Here is a 17,406-nt window from a genome sequence, read left to right on the forward strand (position 1 = left end):
TGGGAGCGATGGGACCGCATCGCAAGATGACCGTCTACGCTCGATGCAGGCGCGGCAGCGGAATCGGCGCCACCTTGCTCGGGTCGATCACCCCGGTCTCGGCGCCGCCGCCAAACATGCCGCCGAAGAAGCTGCCGATCGCCTCGCCACGCGCCTTCGCCGCAGCCTTCTCGTCAGCCGCCTTCTGCGCCTCGGCTGCCGCTTTGGCGGCCTTGTCGGCGAGGTTGGCGACTTCCTTGGCCATCGCCGCCTCGTCGGCGGCAGCCTTGGCCTTCACCGTATCCGGCACGTTCTGCGCTACCGTCACCGGGCAGCTGCCCAGCGCATCGAGCGCCGTGCCGCCTGGCACGTCGAACACGTATTCCTTGTTGCAGACATCCCAGGACACCGGCGCCTTCGAGATCTCGAAGCGGTCGTAGCCTTCCTTGATGTCCTTCCAGAAGCTCATGTTCGGATTGTCGGCATGCTTGGCGAGGTTCTGCGCCGACATGCGGAACGGATAGATCTGCAGCTGGAACGAGGCGTTGCCGCCTTTGAAGCTCTCGCGCGCCAGCGCGTAGATCTCGGCGATCGACTCGTCAGTCATCGAGTAGCAGCCGCGCGACGAGCAATCGCCGTGTACCATCAGGTCCGAACCGGTGCGCCCATAGGCGCGGTCGAACTTGTTGGGAAAGCCGGTGTTGAAGGCCAGGTAGTAGTTCGAGTTCGGGTTCATCAGGCCGGGCGTGACCGTGTAGAAGCCCTCGGGCGACTGGCGGTCGCCTTCCTTGACCTTCGGGCCGAGTTCGCCCGACCAGGCGCAGATCTGATAGGATTTGAACAGCTTGAAGGCGCCGGAGCTGGTCTGCTTCCAGACCTCGAGCTCCGAGCTTTCCTTGAAGATGCGGACCATCATCGCCGCTTCCGGCGACGAGCCAAGACCGGCGAGCCGGCTGACGGTCTCCTGCTTCAAGGGCGCCATCGCTTTGGCGTTGCCCGGCTTCAGACCGCCGCAGCCGGCGAGCAGCGCGGCCACGCTGATGGCGGCGCCAACAAGAAGGATGGAACGGAGCGTTCTGCCCAAAGTCAGCTACCCGAAATGCTTGTCTGCCCGAACAATCGGGTTACGAGCGGACGGTTACCATGTGGTAAGCCGGCATGGTTAACGGCCCGTTTACTATTGGCTTCATGCCCGCTGCTTCGGTGCCAATCAACTCAAATTGGTGCCAATCGCGAGGAATTTGTCACGCCTGTGTTCCCGGACCTCCAGTCGCCCCCGTGTGCCCGGGAAATCGGTCAGAAACTGGGTGATGGCGCGTGCGGTCGAGGCCATCACCTCTGCGTGATGGCGGTGCGCGCCACCGGCCGGCTCCGGGATGATGCCGTCGATCACCCCGAGCCCGAGCAGGTCGGGCGCGGTGATCTTCTGCGCCGCCGCCATATCGGGGGCGCGGGCTGCGTCGCGGAACAGGATCGCGGCGCCCGGCTCGGGCGAAATCACCGAGTAGATGGCGTTCTCGAGCATCAGCACGCGATTGGCCGTGGCGATGGCGATGGCGCCACCCGACCCGCCCTCACCGATGATGATGGCGATGTTGGGAATACCGAGCTGCAGACAGCGCTCGGTCGAGCGCGCGATCGCCTCGGCCTGGCCGCGCTCCTCGGCGCCGATGCCCGGATAGGCGCCGGCCGTATCGACGAACGACACCAGCGGGATATCGAAGCGGTCGGCCATGTCCATGATGCGCACTGCCTTGCGGTAGCCTTCGGGCCGCGCCATGCCGAAATTGTGCTTCAGGCGGCTCTCGGTGTTGGAGCCCTTCTCCTGCCCCAGGATCGCCACCGGCTGCCCGTTGAAGCGGCCAAAGCCGGCCTGCAGCGCCGGATCCTCGGCGAACTTGCGGTCGCCGGCCAGCGGTGTCCACTCTGATATCAGCGACTTGATGTAGTCGGAAAAGTGCGGGCGCTGCGGATGGCGCGCCACCTGCGTCTTCTGCCAGGGGGAAAGCTTCTTGTAGATATCGACCAGCGCCTCGTCGGCGCGGGCCGAAAGTCGCGTCACCTCTTCATCGATGGACACGGCCTGATCGGACGTGGCGAGGGATTTGAGCTCGGCGATCTTGCCTTCGAGATCGGCGACCGGCTTTTCGAAATCGAGATAGGACTGCATCCAACCCGCCAGATAGAGGAAGGGCGTCAACTCGCGCCCTAAAGTGGCCGGAAAGTGGCGATGCGGCCCCGCCGAGTCAAGCATCGAGCGGTGGCCGGGGACCCGTTCCACCGCTGTGTCATGCCGCGTTAACCAATGCATGACGCATTCATGACAACGCTGGAGCGAACGACCGGAACCATCCTTCGACCATGACGACCTATGCCCTGGTGAGCGTTGGCTGCCCGCATTGCAGCGGCCAGTTCCTCGAAAACGCCAAGCTGGTACGCCCCGACGGCGACGCCTGGTGTCCGCATTGCGAGAAACTGTTCACGCTGGACTCTGGCAACCTGGCGACCCGCCGCACCCTCGCCGAAGCCAAGGCCGCCCGGCGCCGGCGTAAGGACCGGCTTACCGAGCTGCGCGCCACCTGGAGCGACGTCCCTGCTGCACCGCCCAAGCCGATGCTGATGGGTGACGTACTGCGTGCGCTGGACGAACTGCTCGACCGGCTCGACGGCCTCACCCACAAGCGCTCCTGAGACCTACTGGCCAGTGATCCGGTAGACCAGGGTGAACCACACCTCGCGCGCCAGCATTGGCAATTGCGTGCCCAGCGTCTGTAACGGCTGGTCGGCGTCGCCGCAGGCCAGGCATCGATCCCCAGCTCGCGCGCCATGGTAACAGCGCGCCTCAAGTGCAGCGGATCGCTGACCACCAGCACCCGGGCCAGCTGACGCTCGGCCAGGATCGGTGCGGCGAAGTCGATGTTCTGCCTGGTCGTCTGCGACTGCGTTTCGACGAGGATCGCCTCGGCTGGAATGCCCGCCGCCATCGCCCACGCCCGCCCGGCCTCGGCCTCGCCGACCGCATCGTACGGGTTCTTGCCGCCGGTCATCACCAGCGTCCGCACCTTGCCGGCCTTGTAGAGCGCGACAGCGTGCCTGAGCCGCTCACGGAACACCGGCGTTGGATGATCCCCGGCCACGGCCGCACCCAGCACCAGCGCCGCATCGGCGGGACCGGGATCGCTGCTGTGGCCGAAGCTCCAGATGTCGAAAGCGATCCACGCCACAACGAGCACCATCGCCGCAGCGACGAGGCCAAGCACACGGAACAGCAGGCGCAGCTCTCAGCCCTCCGCCAGCGGATGGTGCGCTTCGACCAGCGATTTCAGCTTCTCGTCGAGGACGTGGGTATAGATCTGCGTGGTCGAGATGTCGGAATGCCCGAGCAGTGTCTGCACCACCCGGAGGTCCGCGCCGCCCGCCAGCAGGTGGCTGGCAAAGGCATGCCGCAACACGTGCGGCGACACCCTCGCCACGGAAATCCCCGCCCGGCCGGCCAGCCGCTTGAGTTCCCGCGCAAACACCTGCCGGCTGAGATGGCCGCTCTCGCCGCCCGCTGGAAACAGCCACGCGCCGGGCTCGAGCCGCGTCAGATACGCCTTCACCGCATCGCGCGCCCGGTCGGTGAGCGGTACGATCCGCTCCTTGCCGCCCTTGCCGCGCACGGTGAGAAAGCTGGCGTCGCGCATCACCGCGGCCCGCTTCAGTTCCACCAGCTCCGATACGCGCATGCCAGTGGCGTAAAGTAGCTCGAGCAGCAGATAGAGCCGCCCCGCCATGGCGCGCTCAGCCTCGCTCGCCTCCGGCGCTTCTATCTCGGCTTCCGCCAGGCTCAGCAGCCGATCGATCTCGGCGATCGACAGCACCTTGGGCAGGCTTCGCCTCGCTTTGGGCGAAGCGATGATTCGCGTCGGGTCGTCGCCGCGCACCGCATCGGCGGCAAGGAACTTGTGGAACTGCCGGATCGCCGAGAGCTTTCGCGCGCTCGACGAGGCGGCGATTCCCTCAGCTTCGAGGAAGGCGAGATACTCCGTCACCTGTTCGCGCCCGGCCGCGGTCGGTCCGGTGCCGCGGCGCGCCAGGAACCCGCAATAGTCGCCAAGATCGCGGCGATAGGCATCGATGGTGTTTTTGGCCGCGCCGCGCTCGGCGCTCATCATCTCGAGGAACGCGTCGACCAGATGGCCGCCGCTCATTCGATTCCCTGTTGCCGGGTCACCACTTCACCCTCCTCGGCCGGAGCATCGCTGGCGGGCTCGACCGACAGCGCCGGCTCCTCGGCAGCGGGCGGCGCGGCCGCCGGTGCTTCAGGTTGACGCGTGGTGTTGATCTCGCGCCGCACCAGCGGGTCGCGCTGCGTCGAGGGCACCAGGTCGCGCGCCGGAATGCGGATGGTCACGTCCTTGTCGCGCGGCTGGACGATGGCGACGAGCGCGAACATGGCCCCGTAGCCCAGTCCGACCAGGACCAGCAGGATGACGATCAGACGAATGAGAGTCGGCATGGCAATCCGCTTTTGTCACGCTACGGGCCAGTCTCCCCTGTTTGCCGGATGCGATCAAGGGTGCGCTAACCATAGTCGTCCGACCATAGCGGGCATTGACTTTATGCCGCCCTAACGGTTCAAACCGGCCGAACAGGGAAATGCGATGTCACGCGACGGCCCGACCACACGCGACGACCGGCGCGAGGATCTGCAGCGGCTCCTCGGGCACCGCCCGATCGTCCTGATCGGCATGATGGGCGCCGGCAAGACCACGGTCGGCCGCCGCCTCGCCGCCCGCCTCGGCCGCCACTTCGTCGACAGCGACGAAGAGGTGGAGAAGGCTGCCGGCATGACCATCGAAGACATTTTCCGAGCCCATGGCGAGGCCGATTTCCGCGCCGGCGAAGTGAAGGTGATCGCCCGGCTGCTGAAAGACCACAACATCGTGCTCGGCACCGGCGGCGGTGCCTTCATCAACCCCGAAACCCGGGCCCTGGTGAAGGAAGCGGCGATCTCGGTATGGATCAAGGCCGATTTCGAGCTGTTGTTCCAGCGCGTCTCGCGCCGGTCCAACCGGCCGTTGCTGAAGACCGCCAACCCGCGCGAAACCCTGCAGAAGCTGATCGACGTGCGCTATCCGGTTTATGCCGAGGCCGACGTCACGATCGTGTCGCGCGACGTGCCGCAGGACCAGGTGGCAAGCGAAGTGATCGACGCCGTACTGGCGCACCTGAGCAGCGAGACGCCCAATGGCTGAGCCGACCACCGTCCACGTGCCGCTGGACGAGCGCGCCTACGACATCCTCATCGGCAATGGGCTGATCGACAATGCCGGCGCCCTGCTCAAGGCCAGGTTCCCCGGGTGCCGCTTCGGCATCGTCACCGACACCGAAGTCGCCATCGCCCAGCTGCCGCGGCTCACCGCCTCGCTCGATGCAGCCGAAGTCGGCTACACCACGGTGGTGCTGCCCAACGGCGAAGGCACAAAGTCCTTCGCCCGGCTGGGCGAAGTGGTCGAGGCGATTCTCGCAGCGCGGCTGGAGCGCGGCGACCTGATCATCGCGCTGGGTGGCGGCGTCATCGGCGATCTCGCGGGCTTTGCCGCAGCGATCGCGCGGCGCGGCATGGATTTCGTCCAGGTGCCGACCTCACTGCTGGCGCAGGTCGATAGCTCCGTCGGCGGCAAGACCGGCATCAACTCGCCGCACGGCAAGAACCTGATCGGCGCTTTCCACCAGCCCAAGCTGGTGCTGGCCGACCTCGACGCGCTCGACACTTTGCCGCCACGGCAGCTCGCCGCCGGCTATGCCGAAGTGGTGAAATACGGGCTGATCGACGACGAGCCGTTCTATTTCTGGCTCGAAGACAACCGCCGCGAGATCTTTGCCGGCAACGCTGCGTTGCGCGCTGAAATGGTGGCGCGCTGCTGCGCCGCCAAGACCCGCTTCGTGCTCGCCGACGAGAAGGAGACCGGGGTCCGCGCCCTGCTCAATCTCGGCCACACCTTCGGCCACGCGCTCGAATCAGCCACCGGCTATTCCGACCGATTGCTGCATGGCGAAGGCGTCGCCATCGGCATGGTGCTGGCGCATGGGTTTTCGGCCAAGCTCGGCCTCGCGCCCAGCCAGGATACCGGCCGCATTGCCCAACACCTGAGCGCCGCGGGCCTCCCGACGCATTTGAGCGATATCCCCGGCGAGCTGCCCGATACCGATTACCTGATGAACGCCATCGCCCAGGACAAGAAGGTGGTGCGCGGCGCCCTCACCTTCATCCTGACTCACGGCATCGGCCGGGCCTTCATCGAGAAGCATGTCGACCCGGCCGCCGTGCGCGCCTATCTCGAAGAGGTCAGGAGCGGCCGTTAGGCCGCCCGAACCAGGTGGCCAGCGCCTCGGCCAGCCCCTGCCCGGCGGCGTCTCCGACCCACGCCACATAACCGTCGGGGCGGATCAGCACGGCCTCAGGTGCAGTGACCACTCCGAGGTCCGGCAGCTCCCACGCGCCGTCATATGCCGCGTCGACAACCTGCACGCGAGCCGCCCACGGCGCGATGTCGAGTGCGGAGGGCGTGCCGAGGTTGAGCAGCACCGGCCTGGCCGCGTGCAGCAGTGCGGAGCATCGCTTCGGGCCGCTGGCCGTAGCAAGATCGAGATCCGGCATGCGGCGCCCGAGCAGCGGATGGCCTTCGCCGAGCTCGTAGCGGATCCCGAGCCCGGTCAGGTCGGCGGCCACACGCCGGCGCGGCTCCCCCATCTCCAGCAACCCCGCCATGGTTTCGCGCAACGCCTTGGTGCGATCATCCTCACGCCGCAGCGCCGCCGCAGCCATGGTGTAGCGGAGCACCCTGGCCCCGACCGGGTGCCGTTCGGCGTGGTAGCTGTCGAGCAGGCTCTCGGGCGACGTCCCCTTGATCACCTGCGCCAGCTTCCAGCCGAGGTTCACCGCGTCCTGCACCCCGGTCTGCAAGCCCATGCCGCCATCGGGCGGATGGATATGCGCCGCATCGCCCGCCACCAGCACCCGCCGCTCGCGGTAAGTCGCCGCCTGTCGCGCCGCGTCGGTGAAGCGGGTGATCGAGGTCGGGCTGTGGATGCCGTAATCGGTGCCGTAAACGCCGATCAGCGCCTCCTGCACCTCGGCCAGCGTCGGCTCGCCGGTCTTGCCCACCTCCCGCTCGGTCACCAGCACGCGGACAGGACCGCTCTTGGCAAAGATGATCTGACCATCGCGGATCTCGTATTCGGCTCGGCCGATGGAATGAATACCGGTGGCATCCCGGCGAATCCCCAACTCTGGTGGTTCCTCGGCCAGTTCCGCTTCGGCGATCAGGTTGCTGGTGGTGGGGTCCGAGCCGGGGAACTCGATCCCCGCCACCTTGCGCACGAGGCTGCGCCCGCCGTCGCAGCCGACGAGATATTGCGCCCGCAGCACCCCGCCGTCGCTGAGCGCGATGTCGATGCCGGCCTCGTCCTGCGTAAAGTCGGTCACGGCGACGCCCCGATAGATCGGCACCTCGAACGTGTCGATCCAGCCGCCGAGGATCCGTTCGACGTGGTTCTGCCAGAGGCCGAGGGTGTAGGGGTAACGCGTCGGGAAACCGCCGAGGTCGAGGCGGACGCCGGCAAACCCCACCGCCTGCGCCACCTGCCCTTCAGCGAGGAACCGGTCGGCAATGCCGCGCTGCTCGAAGCTTTCGAGCGTGCGGGGATGCAGCCCGCCGGCGCGTGAGCCGACGACGTCCCCACTCGACCGTCGTTCGACGATCGCCACGTCGACACCGGCGAGCGCCAGCTCTGCGGCCAGCATCAGCCCGGTCGGGCCGCCGCCGGCGATCACCACCTGATGTTCGGACTTGCGCATCTTTGTCTCCGTTCAGATCTGACGAGGACACGCCTTTTACGGGATGGTCGGGGTCTTGAAGCAAGCCCCTTGTGCGTTACATATCAGTATGGGCAGAGGGCGAGATCGCGCTTTGCCACCCCTCCCTGACATGTATCCTGCCACCGAGCGCGAGACGCTGGGCACGATTCGAGCCCGCGCCGCGCCAAAAGACGCCGAGGGAAAACCATGTCCGATCGCCGCCCGCTGCTCGTCATCGACGGCGACTCGTTCGCCCACCGCGCCTATCACGCATTGCCCAAGACGGTACGGCGCAAGGGCGATCGCGGTGGTGGCGCCATTGTCGGCTTCGCCAACTACCTGATCCGGCTGTACGAGGCCGAGCAGCCACGCGCCGTGGTGGTCGGCTGGGATACGCTCGCCGAACCCAACTGGCGGGCGCTGGAATTCGCCCCCTACCAGGGCGGCCGTATTTTCGAGGATGAGATCGTCGAGCAGCTCGAGGTGTTGCCTCAGGTCGTCACCGCCTTCGGCTTCGTCTTCGGCAAGGCCGGCCGTTTCGAAGCCGATGATTTCCTCGCTACCGCCGTGGCAATGGAGGAGAAGGCCGGCGGCACGGCTTTGGTCGCGACCAGCGATCGCGACGCCTACCAGCTCGCCTCCGACCGGACCACCATCCTCGCGCCGATCAAGGGCGGCGAGATCGCCCGCATCGACCCGGCCGGCGTGCGCGAGCGCTATAAGGTGGAGCCCCGCCAGGTACCCGATTTCATCGCGTTGCGCGGCGACCCCTCCGACAAGATCCCCGGCGCCAGGGGCGTCGGCGAGGCCACGGCGGCGAGCCTCCTGCAGCGCTACCCGGATCTCGAAGCGATGATCGCCGACAACCGCTTCCCCACCCAGGCCGATGATCTGCGGCTCTATAAGCGCATCGCCACCATGGTGACGGATGCGCCGCTGCCACCGATCCCCGACGCCAAGCCGACCTGGGGCAAAGCCGCCGCCCTCGCTCGCGACTGGGAACTGAACAACCTCGCCGACCGGCTGCAGCAGCTGGCGGACCGAGTCTAGGGACCGACGGTCACGACGACTCTGCGATTGGCGCTGCCGTCACCAAACTCGCTGGTTTCTCCGTGGCCCACGGCCTGTTCCGAGGCAAAGTGCAGATTCCTGCCCTTGATGAACTCCAGCACCGCGTCAGCCCGCGCCTGCGATACCGCGAGGTTCGTTGCCGGTTCGCCGCCTAGGCTGGAGTATCCCGCCACGCCAAGTTCGCACTGGTCGACCGAGAGGTCCTTGAAGAAGCCGATCAGCTCCTGCGCCGTCGTCTCGGTCACGTTAGCCTCGCCATTCGCGAAGTCCGTCAGGGCGATCGTTGCATCTACCGCGCAGGTCGGCTCAGGTGGCGCGTCGCCTGCCGCTGCTTCCTCAACCGGCGGCACCATTTCCTCTACCGGCGTTGCCGCGGCAGCCGGCGGCGCCTCGTCCACAACCGGAGCCTCCTGCTCGGCCGGGACCTCTGCAGTCGGTGTTTGTGTCGTCGCCGCTGCCTCGGTGGCGCCGCCCGCAAGCCAACCGCCATCGGGAGCGGTGAAGCTTGCGGCCGCATTCCAGGCCAAAATCAGGGCGCCCTCCGAGGTCATGTAGATTTCCTTGGCTTCCCCGTCGGCAGCTGCAATCGTCGCCGCAGCCAGATCGGCGGCCATGCCGTCGATCGACACGCCCAGAATGTAGAGCGTCGTGTCGGCGCCCGTATCGTCGATGGCGTCATTGATCAGGTAAACCTTGACCACCGAGCCGGCCTGCAGCAGTTCATTCGGGATCGTGAAGGTCCGATCAGACGCGATGGTGTTCAAGTCGGTACGCTCGCGCGGCTTTGCGCCGTCCGGAGCGCGCAGCGTCCCGGTGCCGATGAGCGTGCCGTCGACAGTCACCGCATATGCTGGCGGGCCCAGCGGACCATCCTCGCCGACCAGCCGCAAAGAGACTTCATCGGCTGACGCGACACCACTGCCTAGAACGGCAGCAAGCAGACAAATACCACCGAGACGCATCCGCGCCCTCCCGTCTGTACGCCGCACCGATACTATTGCGCACAGAAGCGAGCGCGACAACAGCGTGTTGGACGCGCAAACCTGGTCCTTGCCGCGTACCGCTCCGATTACGGCGCGACCGAGATCACCACCCGACGGTTGGCGTAGAACGTCTCGCCGAACTGCTCGGTGGCGCCGGCGCCGGTGGCCGAGACCTTTTCGAACTTCAGCCCGGCCTGCCTGAGATAGGCGAGGACGTTTTGCGCCCGCTCGATCGCGAACAGCGCATTGGTGGCGTGGTTGCCGGCGCGGCTCGAATAACCGGTGACCAGCACCTTGCATTTCTGCTCGCCGATATCGGCGACGATCTGGTCGAGCCGCTCCATCAGCTTGGGGGTGAGGTCGTTCGAACTCTCGTTGAAGCCGACGACATTGTAGAGCTCGTCGCGGTTGCAGGCCGGATTGGCAGTCGGTTCATCTGCTGCGGCGAGGCTCGCGGTGGCGACCGGCTTATCCCCCTCGCCCGTTTCCGGCAGTTTCAAAGCGGTCACCGCTACGGGCGCCTTCACCGCCGCTGGTTCCTCGGCCACCGCCGCGACCTCAGTCGTCACCGGCTCGGCTACCGGCTGCGCCGCGGCAATCGTCGCATCGGGCAGCGGCCAGCCGCCGGTGGGCGCGCGCGACACGCCCTCCACGTTGCCGTCCTTCAGCACCAGGAACTCGCCCAACAGCTCGTTCTCAGTACTGGCTGTGGTGCCCTGCGTCGAAAGTCCAGACACCGTCACGGCGCGGCCGTTCACTGCTACGGCGGCGAGATAGAGGTTGCGGTCGCGGTTCGAGCCGTCGCCGCCATAGGCCTCGTTCACCAGCCGCACCCGGACCTCGCCGCCCGGCTTGAACAAATCCTCGGGAATATCGAAAGCGAAACTCTGCACATACGGGGTCTTGTCGGCGGCATCGGCAAAGCGGCCGGCGGTGGCGGTGTCGATGGCGGCGTTCACTGCGCCCTCACCCAGCACCTTGCCGTCGAACGTCACCTCGAACTTCGGCGGCCCGTCATAGGCCTCGCCGCCGATGATCAGCTGCAAGCTGCTGCCCGCGGCCAAGGCACCCGGCACTGCGCATAGCGCGAAGGCGGTCGCGAGGACCGCCGTCTTCAAAGTGGACATGTCGCCCTCCAGTCTGTCTGCAGACATCACTGCTAGGCAACGCCTTGGGCGATAGTTCGGAGACAAAGCGGCAGCCTGCCATGGCTTCGCCCGGCTTTGGCCGCAAAGCGGCGCACCGGTTGCAGCGCCGGGGCGCGGCACCCATATGTGCCGCATCCAACGATACCAGACGATCAGGCCGTAGAGGCGACCACCTCGACGGCCAGCGCATGGACGCCGGCTTTCAGCTCGGCGTCGAGCGCCTCCATCACGGCACGATGCTGTGCGAGGCGTGACTGGCCGGTGAACATTGGAGAGGCGATCCGGACGCGGAAATGCGTCTCGCCGCCCTCCCGATAACCGCCGTGCCCCCTATGTTTCTCGCTCTCGTCGATCACTTCAAGATGGGTCGGCGTGAATTTGACCGAAAGTTTTTCTGCAATCGTGTCTCGAACGGACATATGGATACCGGTTCAGTTTGAGGCGTGGCTGAGGCCCCGTAACTAGGATTGATGAAGCTGGATTCCAAGTATTTTGACCGCATCCGGATCCGATCTCGGCACCCGGAACCCGAAGCGCGCGCCGAAGTGCCGGCCTGCGGATGGGAGGGTTGCGACCAGCCCGGACTCTACAAGGCGCCCAAGGGCAACCGGGCCGTGGGGCAGTACCACCACTTCTGCCTCGAGCACGTGCGCCACTACAATCAGGTGTTCAACTTCTTCGCCGGGATGAAGCCCGAGGAGATGGAATCCCAGTTGCACGCCGAAAAGGAAACCGACGGCCGACCGAGCTGGGGGTTCGGCGCCAAGCCGGGCGCCGGCACCGGTCCGCGCATGCCGCGTGGCGCGCCGCGTGACCCGACCGCAAAGCGTGTCAACGACCCGTTCGGGGTATTCGCCCGTTATGCCCGCCACCAGCAGCGCGCCCCGGCCGAAGAGCGGGTAAAGCCGCTGCACGAGCAGGACCGCCGCTCGTTCGAGACCTTGGGCTTCAAGGGCTACGTCAAAGCCGAGCAGATCAAGGCCGCCTACAAGGCGCTGGTGAAAGTCCACCACCCGGACGCCAATGGCGGCGACAAAAGCTCCGAGGATCGGCTGCGTGCCATCATCGCCGCCTACGCGCACCTCAAGTCCAAAGGCTTTGTCGGGCGCTGACACCCGCTTCCTGCGGCGCCAGTCGGATGAATCTTTGTTATGGCGGTATTTGCGCCGCCAATAGATGCCGGCAGGTGCCCGTCGACGCGGCACATTGCGCCCGTGCCCGGCTGTCGCCAGATTGTCGCGCAGCCCTACCCCCGGGCACCCGATGCTGCTATAGAGCCCGGCAACCGCCAAGGCAGCCGTCTTGACCTATTTCCTTCCGCGAGCCTCGTGAAATGCCTGAATTCAACAATCTGCCGAACAAGCAATATTCCGTCCGCGAAACCTTTGGCATCGACAGCGATATGAAGGTCATGGGCTATGCGGAAACCGATCCGCATGTGCCGCCGCTGGATCCGGACTATCTGTTCGACCGCAACACCACCCTGGCGATCCTTGCAGGCTTTGCCTTCAACCGCCGCGTCATGGTGCAGGGCTACCACGGCACCGGCAAATCGACCCATATCGAGCAGGTCGCGGCGCGCCTCAACTGGCCGCTCGTCCGCGTCAACCTCGACGCCCACGTCTCGCGTATCGACCTGGTCGGCAAGGACGCCATTGTCCTCAAGGACGGCAAGCAGATCACCGAGTTCCGTGACGGCATCCTGCCCTGGGCCGTGCAGAACAACATTGCGCTGGTCTTCGACGAATACGATGCCGGTCGCCCCGACGTGATGTTCGTGATCCAGCGCGTCCTCGAGACGCAGGGCCGGCTGACGCTGCTCGACCAGAACCGCGTCATCACCCCGCACCCGGCCTTCCGGCTGTTCGCGACCACCAACACCATCGGCCTCGGTGATACGTCGGGCCTCTATCATGGCACCCAGCAGATCAACCAGGGCCAGATGGACCGCTGGTCGATCGTCACCACGCTCAACTACCTGCCGCACGACAAGGAAGTCGGGATCGTCCTCGCCAAGGCCAAGACCTATACCGGCGAGAAGGGCAAGAAGACCGTCAACAACATGGTCCGGCTGGCCGATCTCACCCGCCAGGCCTTCATCAACGGCGACCTGTCGACGGTGATGAGCCCGCGTACGGTGATCACCTGGGCCGAGAACGCCGAGATTTTCGGCGACCTCGGCTTCGCCTTCCGGCTGACCTTCCTCAACAAGTGCGACGAGCTCGAACGCCCCGTGGTGGCCGAGTTCTATCAGCGCGTGTTCGGCGAAGACCTGCCGGAATCGGCTGCCAACCTGGCGGTGACTGCCTGAGCTGGAGGCCCATGGTGGCCCAGAACATCTACGACGACCCGAAATTCCTTGCCGGGTACAGCGAATTCCCGCGCTCGCGTGATGGCCTCGAGGCCACCAGCGAGTGGCCGGCGCTGCGCGCCCTCTTGCCGGAGATCGCCGGCAAGCGCGTCGTCGATCTGGGCTGCGGCTTCGGCCAGCTGAGCCGCTGGCTCGGCGCTGAGGGTGCCCGTTCCGTCCTCGGCATCGACCTCAGCGAAAAGATGCTGGCGCGAGCCGTGGCCGAGACCAGCAATCCGGCCGTCACCTATGCCCGCGGCAACCTCGACGAGCTGGTACTGGCGCGCGGTAGCGCCGACCTGATCGTCAGCTCGATGGCGCTGCATTATGTCGAGGATTTCGACCGCATCTCCGGAACGCTGTACGGCGCGCTGGCGCCCGGCGGACAACTGGTGTTTTCCGTCGAGCACCCGATTTATGCCGCCCGCGCCGAGCCCGAGTGGGTCGCTGCCGCCGATGGACGCCAGGCTTTCGCCATCGCCGACTACCTGGTCGAGGGCCGCCGCGTCACCAACTGGATCGTCGACGGCATCGTCAAGTTTCATCGCACCATCGGCACCATGCTGAACATCCTCACCGGCGCCGGCTTTGAGTATCGCGCCGTCAACGAGTGGAAACCGTCGGACGCGCAGTTCGCCGCCCATCCGGAGTGGCGGGCGACCGAGCTGACCCGCCCGATGTTCCTCTTGATGTCCCTGACCAAGCCTGCCCAACGAGAACACTGATGGCCCCTCCGCCGCGCTCCAAGCAGAACAAGCCCGACACCACTGCCCCGTTCAAATCGGCGATGGGCGCCGCGGTGCGCGCCATTGGCGGCAAGCGTGACCTCGAGGTGAGCTTCACGGCCGATCGGCCCATCCTCACCGCCGACAAGGCGCGGCTCGCCAACCTGCCGCGCCTGCCAACGCTGCGCGACATCGCCATTGCCCGTGGGCAAGGCGACGCCATGGCCATGCGGCTCGCCAGCCACGATCCCGAAACGCATCGGAAGCGCGCTCCCGCCGAGCCGGAAGCCCGCGCCGCCTATGATGCGCTGGAGCAGGCCCGCGTCGAGGCGCTGGGCTGCATCCGCATGCCCGGCATGACCGGCAACATCCACGAAATGCTGGAAGACCGGCTGTTCCGCCAGAACTTCGCCGAGGTCAACGACAAAGCCGACGCTCCGCTGGCCGAGGCGCTGGGCCTGATCCTCCGCGAACGCGTCGCGGGCGTCGCCATCCCGCCCTCGGGCAATGCCATCGTCGAATTGTGGAAGAAGGAAATCGAGCAGCGCGCCGGCAATTCGCTGACCACGCTCCTCACCAAGTTCGAGGACCAGGAGCTGTTCAGCCGCGCCACGCGGCAGCTGCTGCGCGACCTGAGCCTCGTGCCCGACAGCGATCTCGACGACGGCGACAGCGACGATTCCGAGCAGGGTGACGACCAGGAGCCGGAGCGCGGCCAGGACGACGAGAAAAACCCCGAGCAGGGCGAGGGGGAGAGCGAGGACGCCGAGGCCGACGAGGATCAGACCCCCGGCCAATCCGAGCAGGAAGGCGAAGTCGAAGGCGCGGAGATGGATTTCTCCGAGACCGACGAGGACGACAGCTCCGAATCGGGCGAGGACCAGCCTAATCCGCCGCCGCCCGGCGCCAACGCCAAAGAATTCCAGAACGTCTTCAACTACAGGATCTTCACCCAGAAGTTCGACGAGGTGGTGCGCGCCCCCGACCTCTGCCCGCCCGAGGAACTGGACCAGTTGCGCGCGCTGCTCGACAAGCAGCTCGAGAACCTCGCCGGCGCCGTGGCGCGGCTCGCCAACAAGCTGCAGCGCCGGCTGATGGCGCAGCAGAACCGCAGCTGGGAGTTCGACCTCGAAGAGGGCCTGCTCGATACGGCGCGTTTGACCCGCGTGGTCACCGATCCGCTGCAGGCGCTGAGCTTCAAGGTCGAGCGCGACACCGATTTTCGCGACACCGTGGTGACGCTCCTGCTCGACAATTCCGGCTCGATGCGCGGCCGCCCGATCACTATCGCGGCGATCTGCGGCGATATCCTCGCCCGCACGCTCGAGCGTTGCGGCGTGAAGGTCGAGATTCTTGGCTTCACCACCCGCGCCTGGAAGGGCGGCAAGAGCCGCGAGGCCTGGCTCGAGGCGGGGCGTCCGCCCAATCCGGGTCGCGTCAACGACATCCGCCATATCATCTACAAGGCGGCCGACGAGCCCTGGCGGCATGCCCGCCGTAACCTCGGCCTGATGATGCGCGAGGGGCTGCTCAAGGAGAACATCGACGGCGAAGCCCTGCAATGGGCGCATAAGCGCCTGCTCGCCCGGTCCGAAAATCGCCGCATCCTGATGGTGATCTCCGATGGCGCGCCGGTCGACGACTCGACCCAGAGCGTCAATGCCGGCAACTATCTCGAGGCCCACTTGCGTCAGGTGATCGAAGACATCGAGACCCGCTCCGCCGTGCAGCTGGTGGCGGTCGGCATCGGCCACGACGTCACGCGCTATTATCGGCGCGCCGTGACGCTGCTCGACGCCGAAGAGCTGGCAGGGGCGCTGACCGATGAGCTCGCCTCGCTGTTCGATGAGGAGGCCCCTGGCGCCTTCCGCAAGAGCCGATACGGATGACCGCAGCACGGCGTGCCTCGCGTCTCGCCGGAGCGGCACTGCTGATCGCAAGCGCAGGCGCCGCACTGCTGGTAGCGGCTGGGCTGGGCGCCCGGGCCGATGACGAGACGGTGACCTCGGTGCCGCTCTCCACCTTTATGGGCGCAGGCATCGGCCAGCGCGTGCAGGGCCTTGTCTGGCGCGGCGGCATCGAGATGCAGAGCCAGACCGACACCTTCGGCGGCCTTTCCGGCCTCGGCTTCACCGGCCCCGACGGACGGCTGGTCATGGTCTCGGATCGCGGCAATTTTGTTTCCGGCCAACTGCTCTACGACGAAGCGGCGCGGCCGATGGGGCTGATCGGCGTCAAGGTCGAGCCGATCCAGAATTCCAAGGGCAAGGAACTGCCCCGCGCCTATTCGCGCGATGCCGAGGCGCTGGCGGTGATCGTCCGCGACGGCCAGCCGAGCGCCGTGCGCGTCGGCTTTGAAAACCTCACCCGCGTCGCCGACTTCACCCTGGTCGACGGCGTGCCGCAAGGCGCCGCCCGCGAGGTCAACATCCCCAAATGGCTGAGCGACACCCGCACCAACGAGACGCTGGAAGCGGTCTGCATTGCCCCCGCCAACTCGCCGATATCAGGCTCCACCCTGCTCCTTACTGAAGGCATCATCGACGATGACGGCCAGCACTCGGCATACCTGCTCGGCCAGAACGACAAGGGCCCGCTGAGCTACATCTCGGGCGATGGCACCAACCCCACCGACTGCGCCTTCATGCCCAATGGCGACCTCCTGGTGCTGGAGCGCGGCATTGCGCTCCTCGCCTTCCAGATGCGACTGGTCCGCATCCCCGCCGCCGAGGTGAAGGCCGGCGCCCATATGAAGGGCGAGCAGCTGCTGCACGCCGCCGGCGGCGACATCGACAACATGGAAGCCCTCGCCGTCCACAGCGCCCCGGATGGCACCACCCGCATCACCCTGGTGTCGGACAACAACTTCAACGACTGGGAACGCAACCTGCTGCTGGAGTTCAGCCTGCCGGACTGAGGAGGTCGGGATGTCGGCAAGGGACGTGCTTGAGGCCTACACCGACCGCATCAACCGCCAGGACTTCGACCTCCTGATCGACCTCATCGCGCCCGATGCGACGTTCTGGTTCTCGAACGGCACCTATAGCGGCATCGCCGCGATCCGCGCGGCGTTCGAAGCGACCTGGCGAGCGATGGGGCCGAGCGAGCGCTACTGGCTCGATGAGCTGGAGTGGATTGCCGAAGGCGACAGTGCTGCGGCCTGCACCTACCGCTTCAACTGGGAAACCACCGTCGACGGCAAACGCCAGTCGGGCTCGGGCCGTGGCACCACAGTGCTGAAGCGGCTGGGCGACCGCTGGTGGATCGCCCACGAACACCTGAGCCGCTGGCCGGAGTAGGTCAG

The 17,406-nt window shown here is 66.4% G+C and carries 18 protein-coding genes; 10 read left to right on the forward strand and 8 right to left on the reverse strand.

Annotation, left to right across the window (positions count from 1 at the left end; all coding sequences use genetic code 11):
- Nucleotides 1-34: 34 nt before the first annotated feature.
- Together ASC68_RS25695 and ASC68_RS25700 are read right to left on the reverse strand one after the other, a co-directional pair.
- Entirely contained in the window at nt 35-1,063 is a 1,029-nt protein-coding gene (locus ASC68_RS25695) for a murein L,D-transpeptidase family protein (protein WP_055886370.1), read from the reverse strand.
- A gap of 126 nt (nt 1,064-1,189) precedes the next feature.
- Nucleotides 1,190-2,149: an acetyl-CoA carboxylase carboxyltransferase subunit alpha gene (locus ASC68_RS25700; protein ID WP_055886383.1), complete on the reverse strand. Its 960-nt coding sequence runs from the start codon at nt 2,147-2,149 to the stop codon at nt 1,190-1,192.
- A gap of 191 nt (nt 2,150-2,340) precedes the next feature.
- Between ASC68_RS25700 and ASC68_RS29265 the strand changes: the two genes are divergently transcribed.
- The gene (locus tag ASC68_RS29265; RefSeq protein ID WP_055886392.1) at nt 2,341-2,670 is read left to right on the forward strand and encodes a hypothetical protein; all 330 of its coding nucleotides are present in this window, start codon (nt 2,341-2,343) and stop codon (nt 2,668-2,670) included.
- Between the two features lie 590 nt (nt 2,671-3,260).
- Here ASC68_RS29265 and ASC68_RS25710 read toward each other — a convergent pair.
- A complete protein-coding gene (locus ASC68_RS25710; RefSeq protein ID WP_055886401.1) occupies nt 3,261-4,172 on the reverse strand; it encodes a site-specific tyrosine recombinase XerD in 912 nt (303 codons plus the stop codon).
- Nucleotides 4,169-4,480, reverse strand: coding sequence for a hypothetical protein (locus tag ASC68_RS29080; protein WP_082528489.1), 312 nt, complete (start codon nt 4,478-4,480; stop codon nt 4,169-4,171). The genes ASC68_RS25710 and ASC68_RS29080 overlap by 4 nt, the downstream gene beginning before the upstream one ends.
- Nucleotides 4,481-4,625: 145 nt before the next feature.
- Between ASC68_RS29080 and ASC68_RS25720 the strand changes: the two genes are divergently transcribed.
- Both ASC68_RS25720 and aroB read left to right on the forward strand, forming a co-directional pair.
- On the forward strand, nt 4,626-5,219 hold the full coding sequence (locus ASC68_RS25720) for a shikimate kinase (protein ID WP_055886404.1): 594 nt from the start codon (nt 4,626-4,628) through the stop codon (nt 5,217-5,219).
- Nucleotides 5,212-6,330 (forward strand): 3-dehydroquinate synthase, encoded by a 1,119-nt coding sequence (gene aroB, locus ASC68_RS25725; RefSeq protein WP_055886407.1) that lies wholly within the window; start codon nt 5,212-5,214, stop codon nt 6,328-6,330. The genes ASC68_RS25720 and aroB overlap by 8 nt, the downstream gene beginning before the upstream one ends.
- Here the strand turns inward: aroB and ASC68_RS25730 are convergent.
- Nucleotides 6,314-7,825 carry an FAD-dependent monooxygenase gene (locus ASC68_RS25730; protein ID WP_055886410.1) on the reverse strand — a complete coding sequence of 504 codons (1,512 nt, stop codon included), beginning with the start codon at nt 7,823-7,825 and terminating at the stop codon, nt 6,314-6,316. The two genes, aroB and ASC68_RS25730, sit on opposite strands and share 17 nt — an antisense overlap.
- Before the next feature lie 207 nt (nt 7,826-8,032).
- Here ASC68_RS25730 and ASC68_RS25735 point away from each other — a divergent pair, with 207 nt between their 5' ends.
- The gene (locus tag ASC68_RS25735) at nt 8,033-8,875 is read left to right on the forward strand and encodes a 5'-3' exonuclease H3TH domain-containing protein (protein WP_055886413.1); all 843 of its coding nucleotides are present in this window, start codon (nt 8,033-8,035) and stop codon (nt 8,873-8,875) included.
- On the opposite strand, the gene ASC68_RS25740 is transcribed toward ASC68_RS25735, so the two are convergent.
- The 3 genes from ASC68_RS25740 to ASC68_RS25750 all read right to left on the reverse strand — a co-directional run bounded on the left by ASC68_RS25740 (nt 8,872) and on the right by ASC68_RS25750 (nt 11,446).
- Nucleotides 8,872-9,858, reverse strand: a complete 987-nt coding sequence (locus ASC68_RS25740; protein ID WP_156387455.1) for an OmpA family protein — start codon at nt 9,856-9,858, stop codon at nt 8,872-8,874. The genes ASC68_RS25735 and ASC68_RS25740 overlap by 4 nt on opposite strands.
- A gap of 107 nt (nt 9,859-9,965) precedes the next feature.
- The gene (locus tag ASC68_RS25745) at nt 9,966-11,006 is read right to left on the reverse strand and encodes an OmpA family protein (RefSeq protein WP_055886419.1); all 1,041 of its coding nucleotides are present in this window, start codon (nt 11,004-11,006) and stop codon (nt 9,966-9,968) included.
- A gap of 173 nt (nt 11,007-11,179) precedes the next feature.
- Nucleotides 11,180-11,446 (reverse strand): BolA family protein, encoded by a 267-nt coding sequence (locus ASC68_RS25750; protein ID WP_055886422.1) that lies wholly within the window; start codon nt 11,444-11,446, stop codon nt 11,180-11,182.
- A 51-nt stretch (nt 11,447-11,497) separates the two neighbouring features.
- On the opposite strand from ASC68_RS25750, the gene ASC68_RS25755 reads away from it, so the two are divergent.
- The 6 genes from ASC68_RS25755 (at nt 11,498) to ASC68_RS25780 (ending at nt 17,401) form a co-directional block, all read left to right on the forward strand.
- Nucleotides 11,498-12,139, forward strand: a complete 642-nt coding sequence (locus tag ASC68_RS25755) for a J domain-containing protein (protein ID WP_055886426.1) — start codon at nt 11,498-11,500, stop codon at nt 12,137-12,139.
- 221 nt (nt 12,140-12,360) lie between these two features.
- Nucleotides 12,361-13,338: a cobaltochelatase subunit CobS gene (cobS, locus tag ASC68_RS25760; protein WP_055886431.1), complete on the forward strand. Its 978-nt coding sequence runs from the start codon at nt 12,361-12,363 to the stop codon at nt 13,336-13,338.
- A gap of 14 nt (nt 13,339-13,352) precedes the next feature.
- Nucleotides 13,353-14,102, forward strand: coding sequence for a class I SAM-dependent methyltransferase (locus ASC68_RS25765; RefSeq protein WP_055887136.1), 750 nt, complete (start codon nt 13,353-13,355; stop codon nt 14,100-14,102).
- Nucleotides 14,102-15,991 carry a cobaltochelatase subunit CobT gene (gene cobT, locus ASC68_RS25770; RefSeq protein ID WP_055886434.1) on the forward strand — a complete coding sequence of 630 codons (1,890 nt, stop codon included), beginning with the start codon at nt 14,102-14,104 and terminating at the stop codon, nt 15,989-15,991. The genes ASC68_RS25765 and cobT overlap by 1 nt, the downstream gene beginning before the upstream one ends.
- Complete coding sequence (locus ASC68_RS25775; RefSeq protein ID WP_055886437.1) at nt 15,988-17,019, forward strand: esterase-like activity of phytase family protein; 1,032 nt, start codon at nt 15,988-15,990, stop codon at nt 17,017-17,019. The genes cobT and ASC68_RS25775 overlap by 4 nt, the downstream gene beginning before the upstream one ends.
- Before the next feature lie 10 nt (nt 17,020-17,029).
- Entirely contained in the window at nt 17,030-17,401 is a 372-nt protein-coding gene (locus ASC68_RS25780; RefSeq protein ID WP_055886441.1) for a nuclear transport factor 2 family protein, read from the forward strand.
- Nucleotides 17,402-17,406 lie beyond the last annotated feature (5 nt).

The sequence above is a fragment of the Devosia sp. Root105 genome, from assembly GCF_001424865.1.
Lineage (GTDB): Bacteria > Pseudomonadota > Alphaproteobacteria > Rhizobiales > Devosiaceae > Devosia_A.